General features: G+C 48.7%; 16 protein-coding genes. 4 read left to right on the top strand and 12 right to left on the bottom strand.

Features of this window, described 5'->3' with window-relative positions; translation table 11 throughout:
- Nucleotides 1-92: 92 nt before the first annotated feature.
- Together uvrC and trxA are read right to left on the bottom strand one after the other, a co-directional pair.
- Nucleotides 93-2,258: an excinuclease ABC subunit UvrC gene (uvrC, locus tag B9Y93_RS20695; protein ID WP_085498015.1), complete on the bottom strand. Its 2,166-nt coding sequence runs from the start codon at nucleotides 2,256-2,258 to the stop codon at nucleotides 93-95.
- A gap of 285 nt (nucleotides 2,259-2,543) precedes the next feature.
- On the bottom strand, nucleotides 2,544-2,864 hold the full coding sequence (trxA, locus tag B9Y93_RS20700) for a thioredoxin (protein ID WP_085497787.1): 321 nt from the start codon (nucleotides 2,862-2,864) through the stop codon (nucleotides 2,544-2,546).
- Nucleotides 2,865-3,096: 232 nt separating this feature from the next.
- On the opposite strand from trxA, the gene B9Y93_RS20705 reads away from it, so the two are divergent.
- Entirely contained in the window at nucleotides 3,097-3,246 is a 150-nt protein-coding gene (locus B9Y93_RS20705) for a YqzM family protein (protein ID WP_085497789.1), read from the top strand.
- Nucleotides 3,247-3,331: 85 nt separating this feature from the next.
- Here the strand turns inward: B9Y93_RS20705 and dnaI are convergent, their stop codons facing one another.
- The 5 genes from dnaI to B9Y93_RS20730 all read right to left on the bottom strand — a co-directional run bounded on the left by dnaI (nucleotide 3,332) and on the right by B9Y93_RS20730 (nucleotide 9,265).
- Nucleotides 3,332-4,288, bottom strand: a complete 957-nt coding sequence (gene dnaI, locus B9Y93_RS20710) for a primosomal protein DnaI (protein WP_085497791.1) — start codon at nucleotides 4,286-4,288, stop codon at nucleotides 3,332-3,334.
- Between the two features lie 75 nt (nucleotides 4,289-4,363).
- On the bottom strand, nucleotides 4,364-5,902 hold the full coding sequence (locus B9Y93_RS20715) for a DnaD domain protein (protein WP_085497794.1): 1,539 nt from the start codon (nucleotides 5,900-5,902) through the stop codon (nucleotides 4,364-4,366).
- A gap of 198 nt (nucleotides 5,903-6,100) precedes the next feature.
- A complete protein-coding gene (locus B9Y93_RS20720) occupies nucleotides 6,101-6,643 on the bottom strand; it encodes a flavodoxin family protein (RefSeq protein ID WP_085497796.1) in 543 nt (180 codons plus the stop codon).
- Between the two features lie 79 nt (nucleotides 6,644-6,722).
- Nucleotides 6,723-8,465: an ABC-F family ATP-binding cassette domain-containing protein gene (locus tag B9Y93_RS20725; protein WP_085497798.1), complete on the bottom strand. Its 1,743-nt coding sequence runs from the start codon at nucleotides 8,463-8,465 to the stop codon at nucleotides 6,723-6,725.
- A 503-nt stretch (nucleotides 8,466-8,968) separates the two neighbouring features.
- Nucleotides 8,969-9,265, bottom strand: coding sequence for a YuiB family protein (locus tag B9Y93_RS20730; protein WP_085497800.1), 297 nt, complete (start codon nucleotides 9,263-9,265; stop codon nucleotides 8,969-8,971).
- 228 nt (nucleotides 9,266-9,493) lie between these two features.
- Between B9Y93_RS20730 and hemQ the strand changes: the two genes are divergently transcribed.
- The gene (gene hemQ / locus B9Y93_RS20735) at nucleotides 9,494-10,243 is read left to right on the top strand and encodes a hydrogen peroxide-dependent heme synthase (protein WP_085497802.1); all 750 of its coding nucleotides are present in this window, start codon (nucleotides 9,494-9,496) and stop codon (nucleotides 10,241-10,243) included.
- 171 nt (nucleotides 10,244-10,414) lie between these two features.
- On the opposite strand, the gene B9Y93_RS20740 is transcribed toward hemQ, so the two are convergent.
- From B9Y93_RS20740 to B9Y93_RS20760, 5 genes are all read right to left on the bottom strand, one after another.
- On the bottom strand, nucleotides 10,415-12,922 hold the full coding sequence (locus B9Y93_RS20740) for a YcdB/YcdC domain-containing protein (protein ID WP_085497804.1): 2,508 nt from the start codon (nucleotides 12,920-12,922) through the stop codon (nucleotides 10,415-10,417).
- A gap of 249 nt (nucleotides 12,923-13,171) precedes the next feature.
- Entirely contained in the window at nucleotides 13,172-13,834 is a 663-nt protein-coding gene (gene rnhA, locus B9Y93_RS20745; RefSeq protein ID WP_085497807.1) for a ribonuclease H, read from the bottom strand.
- A 113-nt stretch (nucleotides 13,835-13,947) separates the two neighbouring features.
- A complete protein-coding gene (locus B9Y93_RS20750) occupies nucleotides 13,948-14,196 on the bottom strand; it encodes a hypothetical protein (RefSeq protein WP_085497809.1) in 249 nt (82 codons plus the stop codon).
- Between the two features lie 3 nt (nucleotides 14,197-14,199).
- Entirely contained in the window at nucleotides 14,200-15,396 is a 1,197-nt protein-coding gene (locus B9Y93_RS20755) for an NAD(P)/FAD-dependent oxidoreductase (RefSeq protein ID WP_085497811.1), read from the bottom strand.
- Between the two features lie 324 nt (nucleotides 15,397-15,720).
- The gene (locus B9Y93_RS20760) at nucleotides 15,721-16,620 is read right to left on the bottom strand and encodes a LysR substrate-binding domain-containing protein (RefSeq protein WP_085497814.1); all 900 of its coding nucleotides are present in this window, start codon (nucleotides 16,618-16,620) and stop codon (nucleotides 15,721-15,723) included.
- A 262-nt stretch (nucleotides 16,621-16,882) separates the two neighbouring features.
- Between B9Y93_RS20760 and B9Y93_RS20765 the strand changes: the two genes are divergently transcribed.
- Nucleotides 16,883-17,902, top strand: coding sequence for a YeiH family protein (locus tag B9Y93_RS20765; RefSeq protein WP_085497816.1), 1,020 nt, complete (start codon nucleotides 16,883-16,885; stop codon nucleotides 17,900-17,902).
- Nucleotides 17,903-18,061: 159 nt separating this feature from the next.
- The gene (locus tag B9Y93_RS20770; RefSeq protein WP_085497818.1) at nucleotides 18,062-19,063 is read left to right on the top strand and encodes an NAD(P)/FAD-dependent oxidoreductase; all 1,002 of its coding nucleotides are present in this window, start codon (nucleotides 18,062-18,064) and stop codon (nucleotides 19,061-19,063) included.
- Nucleotides 19,064-19,210: the final 147 nt, after the last annotated feature.

Below are 19,210 nucleotides of genomic sequence, written 5' to 3' on the forward strand. Positions count from 1 at the left end.
CGCTTGAAGGTGTTTTCATGTTCACATGATAGAATGAAACCGATTAGCCATAGAGCGTCAGCTATCAGGACTTAATGGAGTACAATCTCCTCTTATGGTGATGGCGTCTCTTCAGCAGCTGTAGAAGCATGCTGCTCCTCTACCGCTTCTTCCTCTTCATGGTTAAGATGAGCGAGTATCGTCTCCGCTAGTTGCTTGCCTATGCCGATCTCCTTGAACTCCTCTACAGAAGCGGATTTGATTTTTTTCAGTGAGCCAAAGTGCTTCAACAGCAGCTTGCGACGCTTCTCTCCAATGCCTGGCACAGCATCCAACGCAGAGACGACCATCGACTTGGCTCTGCGCTCTCTGTGGAAGGTAATGGCGAAGCGATGCACTTCCTCTTGAATACGCTGCAGCAGATAGAACTCCTGACTGTCCCGCGGCAGCGGCACGACCATTGGCGGATCACCTGCCATCAGCTGTGCCGTCTTATGCTTCTGGTCTTTGACAAGTCCTGCGACTGGAATGAATAACCCCAGTTCATTTTCAAGAATATCCACAGCAGCCGACATCTGGCCCTTGCCGCCATCGACAATGATAAGATCCGGCATCTCAAGGCCTTCTTTAAGCACCCGCTCATAGCGTCTGCGAATAACCTCGCGCATCGTCTCATAGTCATCTGGTCCAACAACGGTGCGCACTTTGTATTTTCGATATTCCTTCTTGGCCGGTTTGCCATCGATAAACACAACCATTGCGGATACGGGGTCCGCACCTTGAATATTGGAGTTGTCGAAGGCCTCAATTCGACTTGCGGCGCCAATGCCAAGCGCTTGGCCAAGCCGTTCAGCTGCAAGCGCTGTTCGCTCTTGGTCCCGCTCCAGCAGCTTGAACTTCTCTTCGAGCGATACCTGGGCATTGTCCATTGCCATTTTTACCATCTTGCGCTTCATGCCCCGCTTTGGCACCAGCACCTTCACATTCAGCCATTCTTGAAGCGCACCGGCCGTAGTTGGATTGTTAGCAGCTGCTTCATCAGCGTGCTCTCCTTCCTCACTCGCAGCCTGCGCAAGCTGGCGAATGGTCATAGGCGCTTCTCCAGCACGTTCTTCGAGTGCAGAGCTCTCTGCTCGATCCGCAAGTTCTTCATGCTCTACATGTTCTGCATGTATTACGTGATCCACCTGATCTGCTTCTTCGCGTGGTGCAGGCATAGATAAGTCTTCTTCTCCTTCAGCATCTGAGGAGAGAACCTTCAGATCAGCTTCTACGGAGAGCACGTGCTCCTCCTTCGTACCTTCGAGCCACTCGGCTTCATCAGGCAGCAGAATGACCTTAGGCAGCGCCGGATTCTCACTGTAATACTGCGTCACAAAGGACATGAAATCATCATAGGGATCTCCGTAATACGGAAACAGTGTTGCATGGCGCTCAATCATTTTCCCTTGGCGGGTATACAGAATTTGAACGCACATCCAGCCCTTGTCTACGGCAAATCCGAAGATATCCCGATCCTGCTGATCAGCCGTATTGATATGCTGTTTCTCCATAATGGCATCAATAGCAACGAGCTGGTCTCGATATTCCTTCGCTCGTTCAAAGTGCAGTTCCTCTGCCGCCTCCTCCATCTTGCGCCGGAGTTCCTTTTTGATTTCTTCATGGCCGCCTTTAAGGAACTGTGCGATCTCTAGCGTCATATCCTCATATTGCGCCGGCGTTACTTCATACTCACATGGCGCCAGGCATTGCCCGATGTGATAGTACAAGCAGACGCGGTCCGGCAGCGTGTTGCACTTGCGCAGCGGATATAAGCGATCAAGCAGCTTCTTCGTCTGCTGAGCAGCGAAGGCATTCGGATAGGGCCCGAAGTATTTGGCCTTGTCTTTGAGCACCCTGCGTGTAACCTCAAGCCTTGGATGGCGCTCATTCGTGATCTTGATATAAGGGAAGCTCTTGTCATCCTTCAGCAGCACATTGTACCGCGGATAATGCTGCTTAATGAGATTGCACTCCAGAATCAACGCTTCCATATTGCTTGCTGTAACGATATATTCAAAGTCCCTAATCTCAGAGACAAGCCGTTGTGTCTTCCCTTCATGCGTACCGCTAAAGTAAGAACGAACACGATTCTTCAGCACTTTGGCCTTGCCCACATAGATAATCGTGCCCTCATGATTCTTCATCAAATAACAGCCTGGCAGCTCCGGAAGCAAAGCAAGCTTATCATGTATGCGTTCAAGCGCCTGCTCACGCTGAACAAGCTCCTCGTCCGTCATGACGATCTCTTGCTTCGCTTCATAGCGATCCTTCCAGCGCTCCTTCCAACGCTCTGAGCGCCAATTGGAGGAATGCTGTCCGGGATAGGATTCATCGATTAGATCCGGTTCCTTCTTGGAATCGGGCTTCTTGTTGTCATCCTGACTCAACTTCACGCCCCCTCTCTGTCTGTTCGCATAGTGTTCCCCTCTCATACGTATACTATATCACTTTAAATGGCATGAGAAAAAGCCCTTCTGCAGCAGAAGGGCTTAAGTGTTAATGGATGTAAACTCATCCATGGATTATTGATGCTTCGCTACCAAGTTCTTAAGCGCATCCTTGGAGTTCAAGCCTACAACCTTATCCACAGGTTGACCATCTTTGAATACGATGATCGTAGGAATGCTCATAACGCCAAAACGAGATGCAGACTCAGGGTTCTCATCTACGTTCACTTTAGCGATTGTGGCTTGATCTGCGATCTCATTGTCCAACTCGTCCAAGATAGGAGCAAGAGCTTTACAAGGGCCGCACCATGGCGCCCAGAAGTCAACCAATACGACACCATTGTTTTTTTCAACATCAGTATTGAAGGATTGGTCGGATACATGTACGATTGCCATCTTTAGTTCCTCCTTTATATAAAGTAGCTTACTTTATTTTTCAACATGTAAAGTATACCACAATTCCAGCGCTTATGCGAATTCGAGTTTTCCACATCTGTACCATTCATTGCATGAAAATCAAGCCTTTCCTTTACAAATCGAAGCCATATTCGCTATACTTAGAATCGATATTCCTGCATTGCTATGATGATCATCATTGCAGGAACAGGCAGATGGGAGGACTAGCTTTATGGAAGCTAAGACTGTCGACCCGCGCGAGCATGTGAACGAAACGCCTACCGATGATTTACGCGATGTAATGAATGGCTTTGGCGGCATGCTCGGGTTCATGACCTTAATTTTCTTCGGCATGGTTATCATCAAGTTCATTATGTCCTAACTCAGCCAGTTCCATCCATGCCACACACAAGCAGAAGTCCGAGTTCCCTCCCTAAAAGAAGGAGAATTCGGACTTCTGCTTTTTGTTATTCATTTTTATGGCCGCGCTTGTTCTGACCATTTACTGTGACGACCTCTACATAAGGCTTGATGCGATCCATAAGCCGCTCTGCTTTGTAGATATCTTCCCCTTCACGAGTATAGCTAAAGTGCTTCAAGAGCCCGCTCAGATCGTAATTAGAAGTATAAAAGGTAGGCTTGCGATTCATCCGATGGTTCAATATTGATCCAAGCACATGGTCTCGTACCCAAGGCGTCATATTCTCCGCCCCAATATCATCAAAGACGAGCAGATCCGTTTCCTTTAATGTCTCCAGCGTTTCCCGCAGCTTAGCAGGCTCTTGGAACATTGATTTTAACTCCTCTACGAACTCGGGCATATAGACGATCACGCCTGTATAGTCCAGCCTTGCCAGCTCATAGAGCAGATAGCTCATCAAAAAGGTCTTCCCTGTGCCAAATGAGCCGCTCAAGTATAATCCGGAAGACGTTAAACCTTTTTCGTTAACATCCGCAATATAATCCATGACTTGGGTCACAGCACCGATTCGTTCATAATCCCGCTCTAGAATCTCTTGGGCGGAATACCCCTGATTCAGTGCCGTCTCATCGACATAGAATGATCGTACGCGACGCCTTACAGCCTGCTGCCTTTCACGATGAAGCAGCTTCTGACAGGCAACCTTGCGGTCCTCCATATAATACTGGCCGTTCTGCTCATGAACATCAATTCGTGTGAAGTGGCCCTCAAAATCATTGGGACAGTGTTCTAGTCCAGGACAATGCTCACAGGCTCTGCTCTCCTTCACATATTGATACAGCTTGTTCAAATTAAGCTTAAGCGTCTTGTGATCGAGCTCAGGATGGCTTGCGAGCAGTTCCTTGACCTCTGGCTGGTCCAATAGCTCCTGCATCTTGGCCTCGATCTGAGACCGACGCTTACCGAGAGGGGAACGCTTCAGCATATCTCCTAAAGACTCCACGACTATCCCTCCTTCACCATAACATTACATTCAAAAATAACTTATGTTCACTTCTATTCAAAAGAAAAACATTCATTAGCGGCTTGATCTCCGATTGGCATCCAGACGCTTCGCCAGCTCCCTTGCGCGCTCCAGCTCCTCTTGAGATACCGTTCCCCCTGCGCCTTGCGAAGGCTGCACGATCGGAATTGCCGGCTTCTGCTGCTTGCCGTACCTTGATCCTGTCCCCCTGCGCCCTCTTGGCGCTTGCGGGGAAGCCTTGGCGCCTTCTCCGCCTGCTTGAGCCAGTTCGCCCGTATGCTGGCTGCGAATATACTGCACCGCATCCTCATAGCTCTTCACCTGCTTCAGCAGCATATTCGAGACGATCGATTCAATAAAATTCCGATTAAGGCGCTGATTGTTGTCTCCTGCGAGCATCGTCATCAAATAATGAATAAGGACATTAATCACTTCATCCGTCAGCTTATAATTTAGATCCAGCTTCGCAAAAATATCGAGAATAAAATCAGGCACCGTACCTGGAAAAAACTTCTCCAAGAGCTTCGTGTAAGGTGTGTTGCGTAGCATCATATTGTATTGATGCACATCGCATTGCCCGCCGAACTGCTTAGGCACCTCTAAGTAATATTCCATCTGCACCGCGTATTCAGGCTCTGTGTCCGCAGTCGCCTGCTGGGTCTTTTCAATACGAACCTGTTCACGCTCACGCCACTCATCGCGACGCTTGTTCTGTCTAAAATGTAGATGGGCTCGATGCTGAAGCTCGTCCAGCAGAATCTTGCCATCGGTATTGAACACACCATCCTCATCCAGAAGACGGCATGTCTCCTGCGGCGTAAGCTCGAACTTGCGGACAATATAATTGATAATGCCCATGCCTTCGCGATCATAGCGCAGCTTCTCCACATATGGACGATTGTAGGAATACTTCGGGAAACGCATTATGATATCTGAGTAATTAAGCACAGGCGCGTCAGCTTCTGCCGCCTGCTCCAGCGTTCTGCTTCCACGATGAGGCGCGACCTCTTGCAGCGCCTGCTCCAGCTCATAATCCACCACATGCGTATTGAGTCTAAAAATTTCATAAAAGGGAATGGAAATATTTTCGCGATGAAGCTCGCTGCCTGTAAAGACGACCGGCTCCTTCGTAGAGAATTGCTCACGCAAGGCTAGCACGGAATACTTGCCCACCTTATCCCGCAGCAGCAAGGTTAGATGCTGGGTGTCAAAAAATTCCTTCGGCGACAGCGGCGGCTGCAGCTCATATTCGAAGATATAATCCTCTGCATCTGGCAGCATGATTCTAGATGTCTGCAGGAGTCCTACAGCCTCAAGCTTCGAGGATTCTTCGATAAATTTGCTTCTCCCCTGCTCGCTTAGCTCCATCCCAAGCAGCAAGAACAGCTTGCGCTGAACATCCATGCCGGAGAAGCCTGTCTGATTGGATGCAATATGTTGATAGAAGAGCTGATACAAGCCAATTGCAAATGCCCCCACCATCGGCTGATATACATGGGTCAGCATTTTTTGATCCAGCTCACTTAACCCGAATTCACGGTAAACGACATAGTGGTGGTGCTCCGTAAAATGGAGTAAATTCGACATTCGCATCAGTTGTATGGGCTCCCTTTCCTCGTGATCTCTGATCTCAATGGTTTACCTATTGTAACACAAATAGAGCGGACTCGTTTCAATTAAATGGTGGTAATGAACGAATCCGCTCTAAGATTGTCGAAGCAGCTCATGACGTCTATCTAACCGATAAGTTAGCTGCATGTATGGAAGAAAAGAACAGGCTCTAAGAGCCTTTTACTTTGCTTCCTCGCTCCATTCTCGATTCCATTCCTTCGCTTGCGCGATCGTTTCTTGATCGAGCAGCACATCGCCTGGTTTAGAGCCGCGGCCAATGATCCAGCCTTCCAGGCTCATGCCCATAAAGGAGCAGATGTGCTGGAATTGCTGCACAAGCGGCAATCCCGTCATTTTAGCTTTCGGTCCGCCAACGATGACGACATACACTTTTTTCCCCTGCATGCGCTCTTTGAATTGCAGGGCTTCATCGCGAAGACATTGTGACCAGCGATCAATAAATGTCTTCATATGACCTGACATTCCATACCAATAGAGCGGAGTCGCGAATACTAGCGTATCATGCTTGAGCATAGCGTCTACGATCGAAGCCATATCATCCTCCACAGGCATGAATCCCGACTCAGCATGGCGTCCATCCACGATCTGCAGGATCTTCTTGTCTCGCAAGTTCACGCTCTCCACTTGAATCCCTTTCGTCAAAATCGCGGTTAATTGCTCGGTATTGCCATTCTCACGCGAACTTCCTTGAATGATATACATCGAACCCCTGCTTTCTATAGATATTGGCAGCTGCCTTCTATCTGTATCATATCGAAAGCAGGCGCAGCATACAACGCGGTTACAACCGGTGAGCTTGCTTATAAGCTAGCAGCGCTTTGAACTTCACTTCCAGCGCCTGCTGCTCCTCCTCTTTCTTCGACAAAGACATCTCCGAGAGCAATTGAGACCAATCCAGTTGAAAGCGAAGCCGTTCTTCTTCTGTAAGCCCTTCGTTTTCCTTGCTCCCCTCATCATCTGCGGTCCGTTCACCCGTTGAAGAGTTCTTACCCTGCTTACAACCTGCAGCCGCATCATGCTCCCATACCGTCAGCTTTGGCGCTTCACCGTTAATATGCAGACGATGAGTTGCTACAGCTGAACAGAAGGCGCGGTCATGGGATACAAAGATGAGCGTCCCTGGATAATGCTTAAGCAGCTGCTCCAGCTGCGCACAAGCCTCCATATCCAAATAATTCGTCGGCTCATCCAAGATCAACAGATTGCACTCACTCATAAACTGCTTGACAAGCTGCACCTTCACGCGTTCTCCCCCGCTAAGCTGTGAGACTGGAAGCAAGGCCCGATCCCCCTCTAGATCCAAGCGCGCAAATGCTGTACGAATAACGTGCTCTGGATAGCGGCTTGTCGCTGTTACATTTCGAAGAGCGCTCTTTGCGCCGTCCAAGCTGAGCAAGTTCTGATCAAAATAACCGATTCTCGCCTTCGGCGCATATTGAAGCACACCGCTGGCTGCAATTCCTGTCTGTGCAGCGTCTGCCGCTTGGCACCTTGTGCTGCCAGCTGCTCTTACCATCTCATAGCCCTGCTTCAGCAGTCTAATAAGAGTCGTCTTGCCTGCTCCATTGTCTCCAGTGATCGCAAGGCGCATCCCTGGCCGAATGCGCATCGTAAAGTCCGGCATAAGGCGAGGGCCGTCCTCAACCTGTAGGCTGAGCGCATCCGCTTCTATAATAATCTTGCTAAATATCGGCTCGTGATTATTGAGATCAAAATGCAGTTCAGGACGTTCATAAGGCCGGGCCAAAGCAGGCAGCTTCGCGATGCGAGATTCAATCGACTTGGCGACCTTATCCACCTTTCCCTGCTTGCGGCTGAAGAAAGGCTTGGCTGAACGAATTTCCTTGCTCGTCATGCGGGTTGCCTTCGGCGCCTTTCCCACCTCCTTCGCATGCTCTCTTTTATCGACAAGCATCTGCTGAAGCCTTCTGCGTTCTTCTTCGACCTGCTCATATGCGCGTACTTGCTCGGTATGCTGGCGCGCCTTTTCACTGCGATAAGCCTCGTACGCACCCGGCCGCGACGCTCGATAGGAGATCAGCTTCTGGTTCTCGATTTCCCAGATCTTCGTACACACGCGATTAAGCGTCATTCGGTCATGGGAAATGATAATCGTGAGTCCTTTATGCCTGATGATCTGCTCCTCAAGCTGCTCAATCGCGCCAACATCCAAGTGGCTGGTCGGCTCATCCAAGAGCCAAATGTCCGCCTTCTCGTCAATGATTGAAGCAAGCTTCGCCTTCGTCCACTCCCCGCCGCTCAAGTGATCGCTGCCAGCTGGCGAGCTCACGCTGCGATCATCCCACTGCGTCATATAGCTGCGGCTCCCGTGCCATTCGACTGTCCCTTGTTCAGGCAGCATCTCTCCTGCCAGCGTCCGCAGCAGGGACGTTTTCCCTGCGCCATTGATTCCTACGATGCCGATGCACTCGCCTGCATACATACGCCATACTTCGAGATGCTCTAGGATGACTCGCTCTCCATAGGCAATGCTTATATGTTTCATTTCCATTAATATCTTCATAAAAAAACCTCCCTAGGAACGTCCCTAGAGAGGATTGTGGTCTGTAGAAAAAAGAGCGCAGCTGCACCTGTGCCACCGCATGAATAACGAACAAAGAACACAGCTGGAGCATTCTGCACAAGCGTTGGGCTTATGCGCTGTTCACAGACAGACATGCTCCTCTTTCACTCTGGTTCGCATCCAACTTGGCGCCATTGATTCATGAAGCATCGATGCGCTAAAGCTGCGATTGGCGTCTAGAAAGCATTCCTAGACCAAACAACAGGCGTGCGCATGCATCATAACCTTCGGTGTAAGGCTCGATATAGACAGACTAATCCTCTCATAACGTTCATTTTGATATCCAATTGCCTTCAAAATGGTTCGTCTCTGACGGATTAGTTGTTCATGTTCGAAATACCTTACCCTTTCTTCAGCATAATCTTGCTCACGTTTAAGTATATGATTTCCATTCGTAAAATGCAACGCGCAGTCTGATGATGCAGCGCCGCATAAGCATGCCATCAGAACATCTTGTAGCCGCTCTGGCGTAGCATTCCAATGATCTTGCCGCTAAGCATCGCTCCCATCAGTCCTGCAATGCCCGTCAAATAGTCAACTAGACCGTAATTCAACAGATTCTCCGTCCACGACTTATCGCTGCTCCACAGCATGATGACTGTTGCAGGTATTATAATAATTAGATAGAACCCCACCGGGAACCAAGTCGTCTTCATCAACATGTTCAATATAAACCCAATGCCAAACATCATGACAAAGAAAAGCAGCATGAGTATAATGACCATCACGAAGCCCTGCATGTCATTTCCCCCCTAATATCATTCCATCTCGCTTCATGAACAAACCCTAGATTCAACTTCAAACATTTTCCTATTAAACTAGTCTAAGTTTACTAGCAGAACTTGTAAAAATCAACGAACATTTCGTGACATTCCTCACATAAAGTTGCTAATAATCATTCTCATAAGCTACAATGTGGAGAAAGATCCCATACGAATTTAACCCTTTACAATATTGGAGGCTAAGCCATGAATGAAGCAGCATTAACTCTTGAAGGCTGGTATGCACTGCATGACTTCAGAACGATTAACTGGTCGTTGTGGAACAAGGCAGATGATGAAGAAAAGGCTCATGCCCTAGATGATCTTCAATCCCTGTGGGAGCAGTGGAAGAAGACAGAAAATGATAATCTCGGCAGCTCTGTCGTCTACAGCATCGTTGGACAAAAGGCGGATTTGGTATTCTTTCATTTAAGAGAAACGCTTGAAGAGCTGAATGAGCTTGAGACTGAATTCAACAAGACGGCCTTTGCCAGATACACGATCCCTGCTTACAGCTATGTCAGCATCGTTGAATTGAGCAATTATATGGCGAAGCCAGGCGCAACCGGCGACCCAATGGACAACCCTGAGGTGCAGGCGCGATTGAAGCCTATTCTGCCGAAGATGAAGCATATCTGCTTCTATCCAATGAATAAGAAGCGCGACCTTCAGGACAACTGGTATATGCTGTCTATGGAAGAACGCCGCGGCATGATGAGAAGCCATGGCATGATTGGACGCAACTACGCAGGAAAAGTTAAACAGATTATTACCGGTTCCGTTGGCCTTGATGATTGGGAGTGGGGCGTTACCCTCTTCAGCGATGACCCGCTGCAATTCAAAAAGCTTGTATACGAGATGCGCTTTGACGAAGTCAGCGCCCGTTTCGGAGAATTTGGCTCCTTCTTTGTTGGCAACCGCCACACAGATGAGTCCCTCATCGCAATGATGAAATAAGTAATAAGGCATACAAAAACCGTCTGTTCTCTTCAACAGCACCTTGATATCAACACAAGGCGCTTAAGAGACACAGACGGTTTTTGCAATTGTGCTGCTGATTACTCTTGCACGATTATCATGAGCTGTGTAATAAAGGGAAAATGGATTACTCTGACCTTATCGTACCAGCTAGCCGATGTACTGATCGGTATGTCCCTGAAGCTTCGCCAGCGCGATGATGATTCTAGCTGCATCTGCTCTTGTCAGGCTGCCCTTCGGATGAAAGGCTCCATTTTCCGCTTCCAGCAGGCCTAGATTCAATGCAATCGCTACTTCGCCCTTGGCTTTGATCTGTCCATGATCTGTAAGGTCAAGCACCTGCTTATCCTGCTGCATATACTGGGCCAGCTTATCATAGTGGACCACCTTGACCAATAGCTTTGCCGCTTCCTCTCTCGTCAGCGTCCGCTCCAAATTCAAGCGTCTTGACTCACCTTGAGCGCTATCAAACCATTTAAACTGATAAGCCCAGCCTACCACATGATAATAGGGAGAATCCTCCTCAACATCAGAGAACGGCAGCGTAATTTCCCTGCCAGGAAGATTCGTCGAGTCTGCAATTTCTGGACGGAAGCTATAGGTCAGCATTTGCAGAAATTCTCCGTAAGACAGCTTGGCATCAGGATGAGCACGATGATCGCTGTCCGTGAAGATGACACCGTGCTTCCACAAGGCAAGCAGCTCTTTCTCAGCTGCATGGCCTATCACATCTGTCGGCGGCTCATGCAGATTGGTCTGATTCTCCCTGCTGTCTGGCCAAGCTGAGAACAGCTCACCCGTCGTTGCGTCCACATAATATTGCTGCATCGGATTATCCTTAGCCTTGAACTGATAAACAAGCTTGGTCTTAACTGGCACCTCGCCTGCTTCAGTCCTATAGCCGCCTTCTATTATATACTGAAGCTCAAGCTTCATCGCTTGAAGCCAGGATTGCTTCGCTTGTTCCGCCGCAACGCTTGCCTGTACAGGAAGCCCGTCAAGCTTGTTCGCCGCGATGATATTCGCCGTGTACTGGATAATTTCTCCGTCTGGACGAATGATAACCATTGCGTTGCCTCCGTTGACAGGATACTCGTTATGATACTGCGCAAATAGAATCGAAATGTTTCCATCTGTGCTTCGCTTGCGATCCTTCTCCGCAGGGTGAATGAGACGCAGCGAATGCTCTGCATCAGGCAATAGCGAATAAACCATCTCGATTGCCTTCTCCTGAGCCTTGGCATAAGTCAACGTCTTGACATCTTCACCCGACTCATTTGTTGGCATGCCTCCATATTGCCTCAGGCCAAACTCTAAGATCTGGCCGGTAGCCGCATCGACTCTCGCCGTGTAGCTGTCCATCCAAGCGCCCGTCTGGTTCATATTATGCCAATTGAACATCCATACTTCCCGCTTAGGATCATTCCAGTCCGCATTCAATGATCGATTCGTTAAGCGATAATGATCGGGCACCTTGAAATGCCGATTGATGATCGCGAGTGCTGCGTCTGCATCCTCAAGCGGCTGCTTGGAAGCTTCAAATGGCTTGACCTTGTCAGGAGGAGAGAATGACTTCATCTCCTTCTGTGCATATGTATCATTCCAAGGCGATGACAGCTCTTGTCCACTCACAGCATCCAGCGGCCACTGTCCTGTAACAGGAATATAAGCCAGCTTATAGTCATACTCGCGCCCTTTCCCCACAATCGGTACATACTGTGCCTCGAAGCTCATCTTGCTCGTCAGCCTTGTATAGGCTTGCTTCTCCGATATCGCAACCGAGTCGATAGACGGGAAGTCAGAAACGCCTCCCCTAAAATATTCGAGAAGCTGTCCATTGCCGTCTATTCGCATCGTAATCAAGTTATGATCTGCTTCTAGTCCATTCACCTTCACGCGAAATGCAAATTCATAGCTCGTTGGACCAAACAGCGCATGAGGCAGGGAAGAGATGCGGGAAGGGTCATATCGAATATCCTCCTTCTTAATGCTTGGTGCCGCTGCAGCTAGAATGGCCCAGGCTTGACTCAGAGCCTGCTCTTCATTGACTTGTGGAGGATAATACGAGTGTGAGTCCAGTAGTTCCGTTACGTGCCCAATACTCGATTCAATGACTTCATAAGTCTTGCTGTCGACAACAGAATTAAAGCTGCTTGAGGAGGTGCCTGTGGTATATTCCCATCTAATATGCCAGCTTGTCGGATTGCGATCAGGGTAGGAACTTAAGCTCCCCTTGTTCACATCGACGACCCGTGTCTTCGCAAGCACAGGGAACAGCTGTAAGACCGCATCAACCGCCTTCTGCTGCTCTCGCTTTAGCTTCGTGTACCCTTCTGGCTTCATGGATGGATCACTTATGCCTTTTTGCACATGGATCTGCTCCGTCTTAATAGCAGCGGACGGGTTATCTGGATACGCCGCTAAGTTCTGAGCAGCTGCATGCTGAGTTTGATCCCATTCTAAACCGACGTTGGCCGTTGTCTTGTCTAATGCTTCTGTAGGATGGGGAAACAGCGTAGAGAGCAGGCTCGCGCTTAACAGTGCAGCCATCCCCAGGCGCCACGCTGGCCTCATCGTACTGTTGGAGCTATTGCCTTCCGATGCGTGCAATGGCTTCTCTTGCTGGAGATATGTACATTCATCTAAATGATGCTTCATAGACAGCCTCCTTGATCACAATTTAAAACTTCATCGTCTCGCAGACGGACATATGCCGATATGAATAAAGGAATGCAAATTAACAACGAGTTGAAATCGTTCTCACTCCATAGAACACCTGTAAATAGGATAGAGTCGCACTTTATTACGTATTTTTCCGACTTTTTTCTATGCATGTTATGCCAATCACCCGTTTATATAAAAAGCAGCCACCCCGATAGAGTGACTGCCTAAATAAGCGATTATGATCTATTTGCGGCCATAGTCCGCCTTAATTTCACCCCAGCGCTTCGTATCCCACTTTAACACCTTGTTGGAATACGTATTGTTTCGAAGCCACTGCTCCGCACGATCAACAAGCGTCCATATCTCTCTTGTTGACTCATCGCGAACCAAAGTGGACGAAACCTTTTTCTCGCGAAGCCACTTCAGGGCATTGACCGAATCGCTGTAGATGGTTTTATTGCTTCCTTTCTGTTTCAAATAAGCAAGCCCGTGCACGATAGCGAGAAACTCGCCTAGATTGTTTGTCCCTTTCGCAACTGGACCATATGAAAATAAGATGGCACCTGTCTTTGTATCCACACCCTTATATTCCACAGGACCGGGATTGCCTCTCGTCCCGACATCTACGGAGATGCTGTTGTAATCGATCTCCTGCTCCATCGGCGGCTGGATCTTGCTCTTATAGCGAGTTCCAGAGGAGGATTTCCCCGAAGCAGAACTACTGCTTCCTTTGCCCCAATGCGCCTTCCATCCTTCCTTGTAAGCCTGCTCAGCCGCGCCTCTTGATTCAAAGGATTTGTACTTTGCATCCGTATACCCGCTGATCTGAGCCTGACAATCCGCCCATGACGTGTAGATGCCCGGCTTTCTGCCTGCCCATACCACGTAGCATTTTTGCTTCGCCATGCTATTCTCCTTCCAAAATCAAAACCTATTGTATTCCTTATTCTAGCACATTCGCGCTTAGGCAGAAAAAGCCGATTCAAGCATAGAGCTCGAACCGGCTTTTTATACATCATTTAATCCTCGTCCTCATCGGCTTGCAGGGAGGCCAAGTATTCCTCTGTCATGCGATCACGCGCACGGCTTTTATCCTTTAGGCGCTCAATCGCTGGCTGGATCAGAAGATCCACCTCTTTTTGAACGGTATAGGACAGATCATAACGGCTTTGCGATTCCAAGTAAGAACCTACTTCCATCAGGGCGTTGTAGCGATCCAATTCGTCGCGAGTCAGCAGACCGCGTACTTGAACACTGCAGTGCCTCATGGCTTATAGGAACTTGCCCTTGCGAAGCGCAAGAGAGATGCCGCCGATGATGAACAGCCAGCGAATATCGATAATTTTCTTCAATTGAGCAGCCATGAAGCCTTTCAGCTTCTTGTTGCCGACAACGCCGATTGCTTGTCCTTTACCCAAGGAAGCAACAGTGCCTTTGTTGTGGAATTCAAACTTCTTGAGCGGCTGCTTGCGAATGGATGCCACGATATTGTTCGCCGCCACAGGTCCTTGCTGCATCGCCATTTGCGCCGTTGGAGGGAATGGGCGATCGTTCGCAGGGTTAATCATTAGTGAGTTGTCGCCGATAATATAAATGTCATCATGACCAGGCGCTCTCAGGTACTCGTCAACCTTGACGCGTGCACGCATATTTTCAATGCCTGCTTCTTCAATCAGCTTGCTGCCACGGACACCGCCTGTCCAGATGACAGTAGCGGATTTGATTTCTTCATCCGTTGCAAGAAGCACGCCGTCTGCCTTACATTCCTTGATCGCTGTGCCAAGCTTGAAGGTAACGCCCTTCTTCTGCAGCGTGTTCATCGCGTAATCCACAAGCTCTTGGTCGAAGCCAGGAAGCGCTGTAGGCGCTGCTTCTACATTGTAGATCTTCACCAAGGAAGGATCTACTTGATGCGTGCGGCACAGTTGTGGAATGCGATCAGACAGTTCGCCTACAAACTCAATGCCCGTAAAGCCCGCGCCGCCGACAACGAAGGTAAGCAGCTCTTTGCGTTCAGGGTTCTTCTTGTACTCCGCGAATTGCTTCTCAATGTGCTCGCGAATAGCGCGAACAGAGTTGATGCTGCGAATGAACATCGCATGCTCATGCATGCCCGGCACGCCGAAGGTCTCCGTCTCGCCGCCAACAGCGATGATCAAGTAATCATAAGACAACGTGCCGTCTTCCAAGATCACTTTTTTCTCATCAGTACGAATTTCTTTCACGCTTGACTTCACAAAATCTATCTTGAACTCATCAATCAGCTTAGAGATAGGCACATGTGCATTCTCAAGCGCATCTGTACCTGCAGCTGGCATGTGAAGATGTGTCGTGAAATAGTGATAATCATGCTTGCTAACCAATGTTACGTCTGCTTCATTATAATTCAAGTCCTTTTGCAAACGCTGTGCGGTCATGATGCCGCCATAGCCTGCACCCAAAATGACTACCTTAGGGATATTACTCATCGCCTTAACGCCTCCCAGTTTTCGTTCCATTCATTGTATAATCCTTCACGCAGCCCATGTGTGTGAAAATCGCCACAACAATGGATATGCGTGTATTGAAAGGTAATTGGATGATTAGACCGCTTAGCTTGAGCAGTAATAAACATCACATACAAGCTGCGTCCATATCGTTACAATATAGTCTGCACAAGTAGAGCAATTGCGACTTAATGAGACAATTGCTTCTAGTAATCCAAATGCAATAATAGCTATTTTTCAACTAAATTACAAGAGTAATTTTGGTTTGCGTTACGATGAAAGCGATTTATAATGTTAACTATTTCCTCAACTCTTGTGCGGATTGACAGTAGACATCGCCACATGAAGCAGCTGTTCCCACGCCATCGTGGAGACGGCTCCTTTGCGTGTGACGATACTCAGCGGACGAACAAATTTCTCGCCAATGACATGCAGCGCGCGGAGTTCACCGCTCTCAAGCTCGCGTGACACAACATGCTTGGACAAGATCGCAACCCCAAGTCCTGCTCTTACCGCCTCCTTTACACCTTGGTTGCTGCCGAATTCGAAGCTCCGCTCCATTGCCAAATCATGCTGTTTAATGAATTGGTCGGTGTAGGATCTGGTTCCTGATCCAGGCTCCCTTACGATCCACGTCTCATGGCTCAATTGGTCCAGCTGCACATTGCTGTATATCGCAAGCGGATGATTCACTCCCGCGACCAGCACGAGATCATCCTCAGCAAACCGCTTCACCTGCATATCCTGTCTGCGGACTCCCCCTTCTACGAAGCCTCCATCCAGCAGATGGTCATACACATCTTGAACGATATCCATCGTATTCTTAATACTTACCCGAATTTGCACATTTGGGAACATCTCACTAAACGAACGAATCCAATGAGGCAGCATGTATTCGCCAATCGTAAAGCTTGCCCCGATCGTCAATTCCCCGGTTACTTCCGTGCTCAGCCTTTGCACATCCTGCAGCGCCTGCTCCATGCTCTTCACACAATCACGCGCATGCTTAAGCACAATGTGTCCGGCTGGAGTTAGTTCAACCCGCTTCGGTGAACGCTCGAATAAAGGGACCTTGACTTGCTCTTCAAGCTGTCGGATTCGCATGCTGACCGTGGGCTGCGTCAAATGCAGAATCTCGGCGGCCCGGGAAAAGTGCCGCTGCTCGGCAACCGTAATAAATAATTTCAACAACTCCAAATCCATCATAGCGCTAACCCTCTTTTCCAAAATATTTCGTGTTCAACTTGTTCGTCATTATCTAAAATTTGAATATATAAATAGAAGAACAAAAATGATCCTTTTATAAAGGAACGACACAAGGGGCTGCCCTTCAATGATCCTTACCTCGTTCTATCATAGATGATTTTGATGATTAAGTTAATAAATATCGATTTCCATTTATGATAAATCAAGCGTATGGTGGTATTAACAACAACTACGCTTAACATTCATCAAGGAGAGATGATTCATGCGAAATGGAAAGCTGTACGGAATCGGGCTTGCCCTGATTCTGTCTCTCATTGCAAAGCTTATCGGGAGCCTCCCCTACTTGCAAATTCTTGGGCCGTTAGTTATCGCTATCCTTCTAGGAATTGCGGTCCGTCATTGGTTTTCAGTGCCAGCGTCAGCGGATGCCGGCATTCAATTCTCAGCTCAGAAGCTGCTTCGGCTGGGCATCATCTTAATGGGCTTGAGGTTGAACTGGCAGGATCTCATTCAAGCCGGTCCAAAAGTGATTGGACTTGCAGCCGTCTGTCTTCTCTTCGGCATTGCCATTGTATATGCCCTCTCAAGAGCACTTGGCATTGATCGCGACATGGCCATTCTTGTCTCCTGCGGAACAGGAATCTGTGGAGCTGCAGCCGTCGTTGCTGTCGCTCCTCAGGTTGAAGCCAATCGCGCCAAGACAGGCACCGCGGTTGCTGTCGTGTGTGTGATGGGGACGATCATGACGTTAGTATACGCTTTTGTTCTGCCCATGCTCGCTTTGTCTGAGACGCAGTACGGTGAATTGGTGGGAGCGACCCTGCATGAGGTTGCACACGTCGTTGCAGCTTCAGATGGGCTGAGTACGGATGCGGTCAATCTCGCCATCATGGTGAAGCTAGCACGCGTGGCGATGCTCGCTCCAGTTGCGCTGATGCTAGGCTTCCTCACTTCAAGAAAACGCCAGCGTTCGTCTGATGTCTATGCCGCGGCCGCTAGCGAGATCTCAGTATCGTGGACAGCCAAGCTCAAGGCGCTGCCAATCCCTTGGTTTGTTGTCGGCTTCCTGCTGGCAGCTACCGTCCGCAGCATGGGGTGGGTATCTGCCAGTGCGGCTTCAACCCTTGTAGACATCGCCTATATTCTGCTTGGCATGGGGATGGCAGGGCTTGGACTGAACATGCGCATTGCGGATATTAAGCTGCATGGCACCAAAGCCTTTATTGCCTGCCTTGTCGGATCACTGCTATTGTCAGGACTCGGCATGTGGCTTGTAATGTGAATATTTAGTGAAACACTCTGAAAATTCGACATTTTTCGAGCGCACTCATGAAAGAAGTTGTAACTCATAGAGTTTTCAATCCTGACCCGAAGGTTTATAATGAGACTTGTGCAATGCTATGAAATTAGTCACATCACCATTTGGAGGTGCTCGGATTAGATGACAACTTCGGCCACACAGCAACAACCTGTTGATATACTCATCATTGGCGGCGGCCCAGCCGGAATGTTTGCAGCCTTCTATGGAGGTATGCGTCAGGCTTCCGTTCGTCTGATTGAAAGTATGCCTCAACTTGGCGGACAATTAGCTGCCCTTTACCCAGAGAAATACATCTATGACGTTGCTGGCTTCCCAAAAGTTACCGCACAAGAACTGGTAAACAACTTGAAGCAGCAAATGGATCATTTTAACCCTGATATTCAGCTTGAGCAAAAAGTTCAAAGCGTGAAGAAGCTCGATGAGCGCTTGTTTGAAGTGACGACGGATAAGGATGTGCATTATGCGAAGGCCGTTATTATTACGGCTGGCGTCGGCGCATTTGAACCCCGCCGTTTGGAACTTCCTGAGGCAGCGTCGTTCGAGAAGAGCAACCTGCACTACTTCGTTAACGATTTGAACAAATTTGCCGGCCAGCATGTCTTGATCAGCGGCGGGGGAGACTCTGCAGTGGATTGGGCGCTCATGCTTGAGCCGATTGCGGCATCCGTTACACTCGTTCATCGACGCGACAAATTCCGTGCCCATGAGCACAGTGTGGAGCAGCTGATGAATTCGAAGGTTAACATCGTTACCCCTACAGAGATTACCGAGCTTCACGGCACAGACCGCATCGAGAAGGTAACGCTTCAACATGTGAAGACAAAAGAAGCGACAGAAGTTCAAGTAGATGCTGTTATCGTCAACTTCGGATTCGTATCCTCTCTTGGGCCGATTGCCGAATGGGGGCTCAATATCGAATCTGGCTCCATTGTCGTAGATTCAAGAATGGAGACGAATATTTCCGGCATCTTCGCAGCTGGAGACATCACAACATATCCAGGGAAGCTGAAGCTGATTGCGGTTGGATTTGGCGAAGCGCCGACTGCCATTAACAACGCTAAAGTATATATTGATCCTACGGCTAAGCTGTCGCCTGGACACAGCAGCAACATGAAGATGTAAGCTCTCGTCTTGGTATAATCACATATAAAAGGAAAGAAAGGGTATCCTACTCCATATCATCTGTGTACTGGAGGTTGGATACCCTTGTTTCATGTTTGTCCACTTTGTAACGGCCTCATCAGCCCAGACTTTCACTGTCCGAACTGC

This window comes from Paenibacillus aquistagni, assembly GCF_900177815.1.
Lineage (GTDB): Bacteria > Bacillota > Bacilli > Paenibacillales > Paenibacillaceae > Paenibacillus_B > Paenibacillus_B aquistagni.

Coding starts and splice junctions, on each gene's coding strand:
- B9Y93_RS20730 (WP_085497800.1), bottom strand. CDS start 9,265: ATGCAGGGCTTCGTGATGGTCATTATACTCATGCTGCTTTTCTTTGTC.
- B9Y93_RS20720 (WP_085497796.1), bottom strand. CDS start 6,643: ATGTATATCATTCAAGGAAGTTCGCGTGAGAATGGCAATACCGAGCAA.
- B9Y93_RS20760 (WP_085497814.1), bottom strand. CDS start 16,620: ATGATGGATTTGGAGTTGTTGAAATTATTTATTACGGTTGCCGAGCAG.
- B9Y93_RS20750 (WP_085497809.1), bottom strand. CDS start 14,196: ATGAGGCACTGCAGTGTTCAAGTACGCGGTCTGCTGACTCGCGACGAA.
- B9Y93_RS20715 (WP_085497794.1), bottom strand. CDS start 5,902: ATGCGAATGTCGAATTTACTCCATTTTACGGAGCACCACCACTATGTC.
- B9Y93_RS20765 (WP_085497816.1), top strand. CDS start 16,883: ATGCGAAATGGAAAGCTGTACGGAATCGGGCTTGCCCTGATTCTGTCT.
- B9Y93_RS20705 (WP_085497789.1), top strand. CDS start 3,097: ATGGAAGCTAAGACTGTCGACCCGCGCGAGCATGTGAACGAAACGCCT.
- trxA (WP_085497787.1), bottom strand. CDS start 2,864: ATGGCAATCGTACATGTATCCGACCAATCCTTCAATACTGATGTTGAA.
- uvrC (WP_085498015.1), bottom strand. CDS start 2,258: ATGACGGACGAGGAGCTTGTTCAGCGTGAGCAGGCGCTTGAACGCATA.
- hemQ (WP_085497802.1), top strand. CDS start 9,494: ATGAATGAAGCAGCATTAACTCTTGAAGGCTGGTATGCACTGCATGAC.
- B9Y93_RS20740 (WP_085497804.1), bottom strand. CDS start 12,922: ATGAAGCATCATTTAGATGAATGTACATATCTCCAGCAAGAGAAGCCA.
- B9Y93_RS20755 (WP_085497811.1), bottom strand. CDS start 15,396: ATGAGTAATATCCCTAAGGTAGTCATTTTGGGTGCAGGCTATGGCGGC.
- B9Y93_RS20725 (WP_085497798.1), bottom strand. CDS start 8,465: ATGAAGATATTAATGGAAATGAAACATATAAGCATTGCCTATGGAGAG.
- B9Y93_RS20770 (WP_085497818.1), top strand. CDS start 18,062: ATGACAACTTCGGCCACACAGCAACAACCTGTTGATATACTCATCATT.
- rnhA (WP_085497807.1), bottom strand. CDS start 13,834: ATGGCGAAGCAAAAATGCTACGTGGTATGGGCAGGCAGAAAGCCGGGC.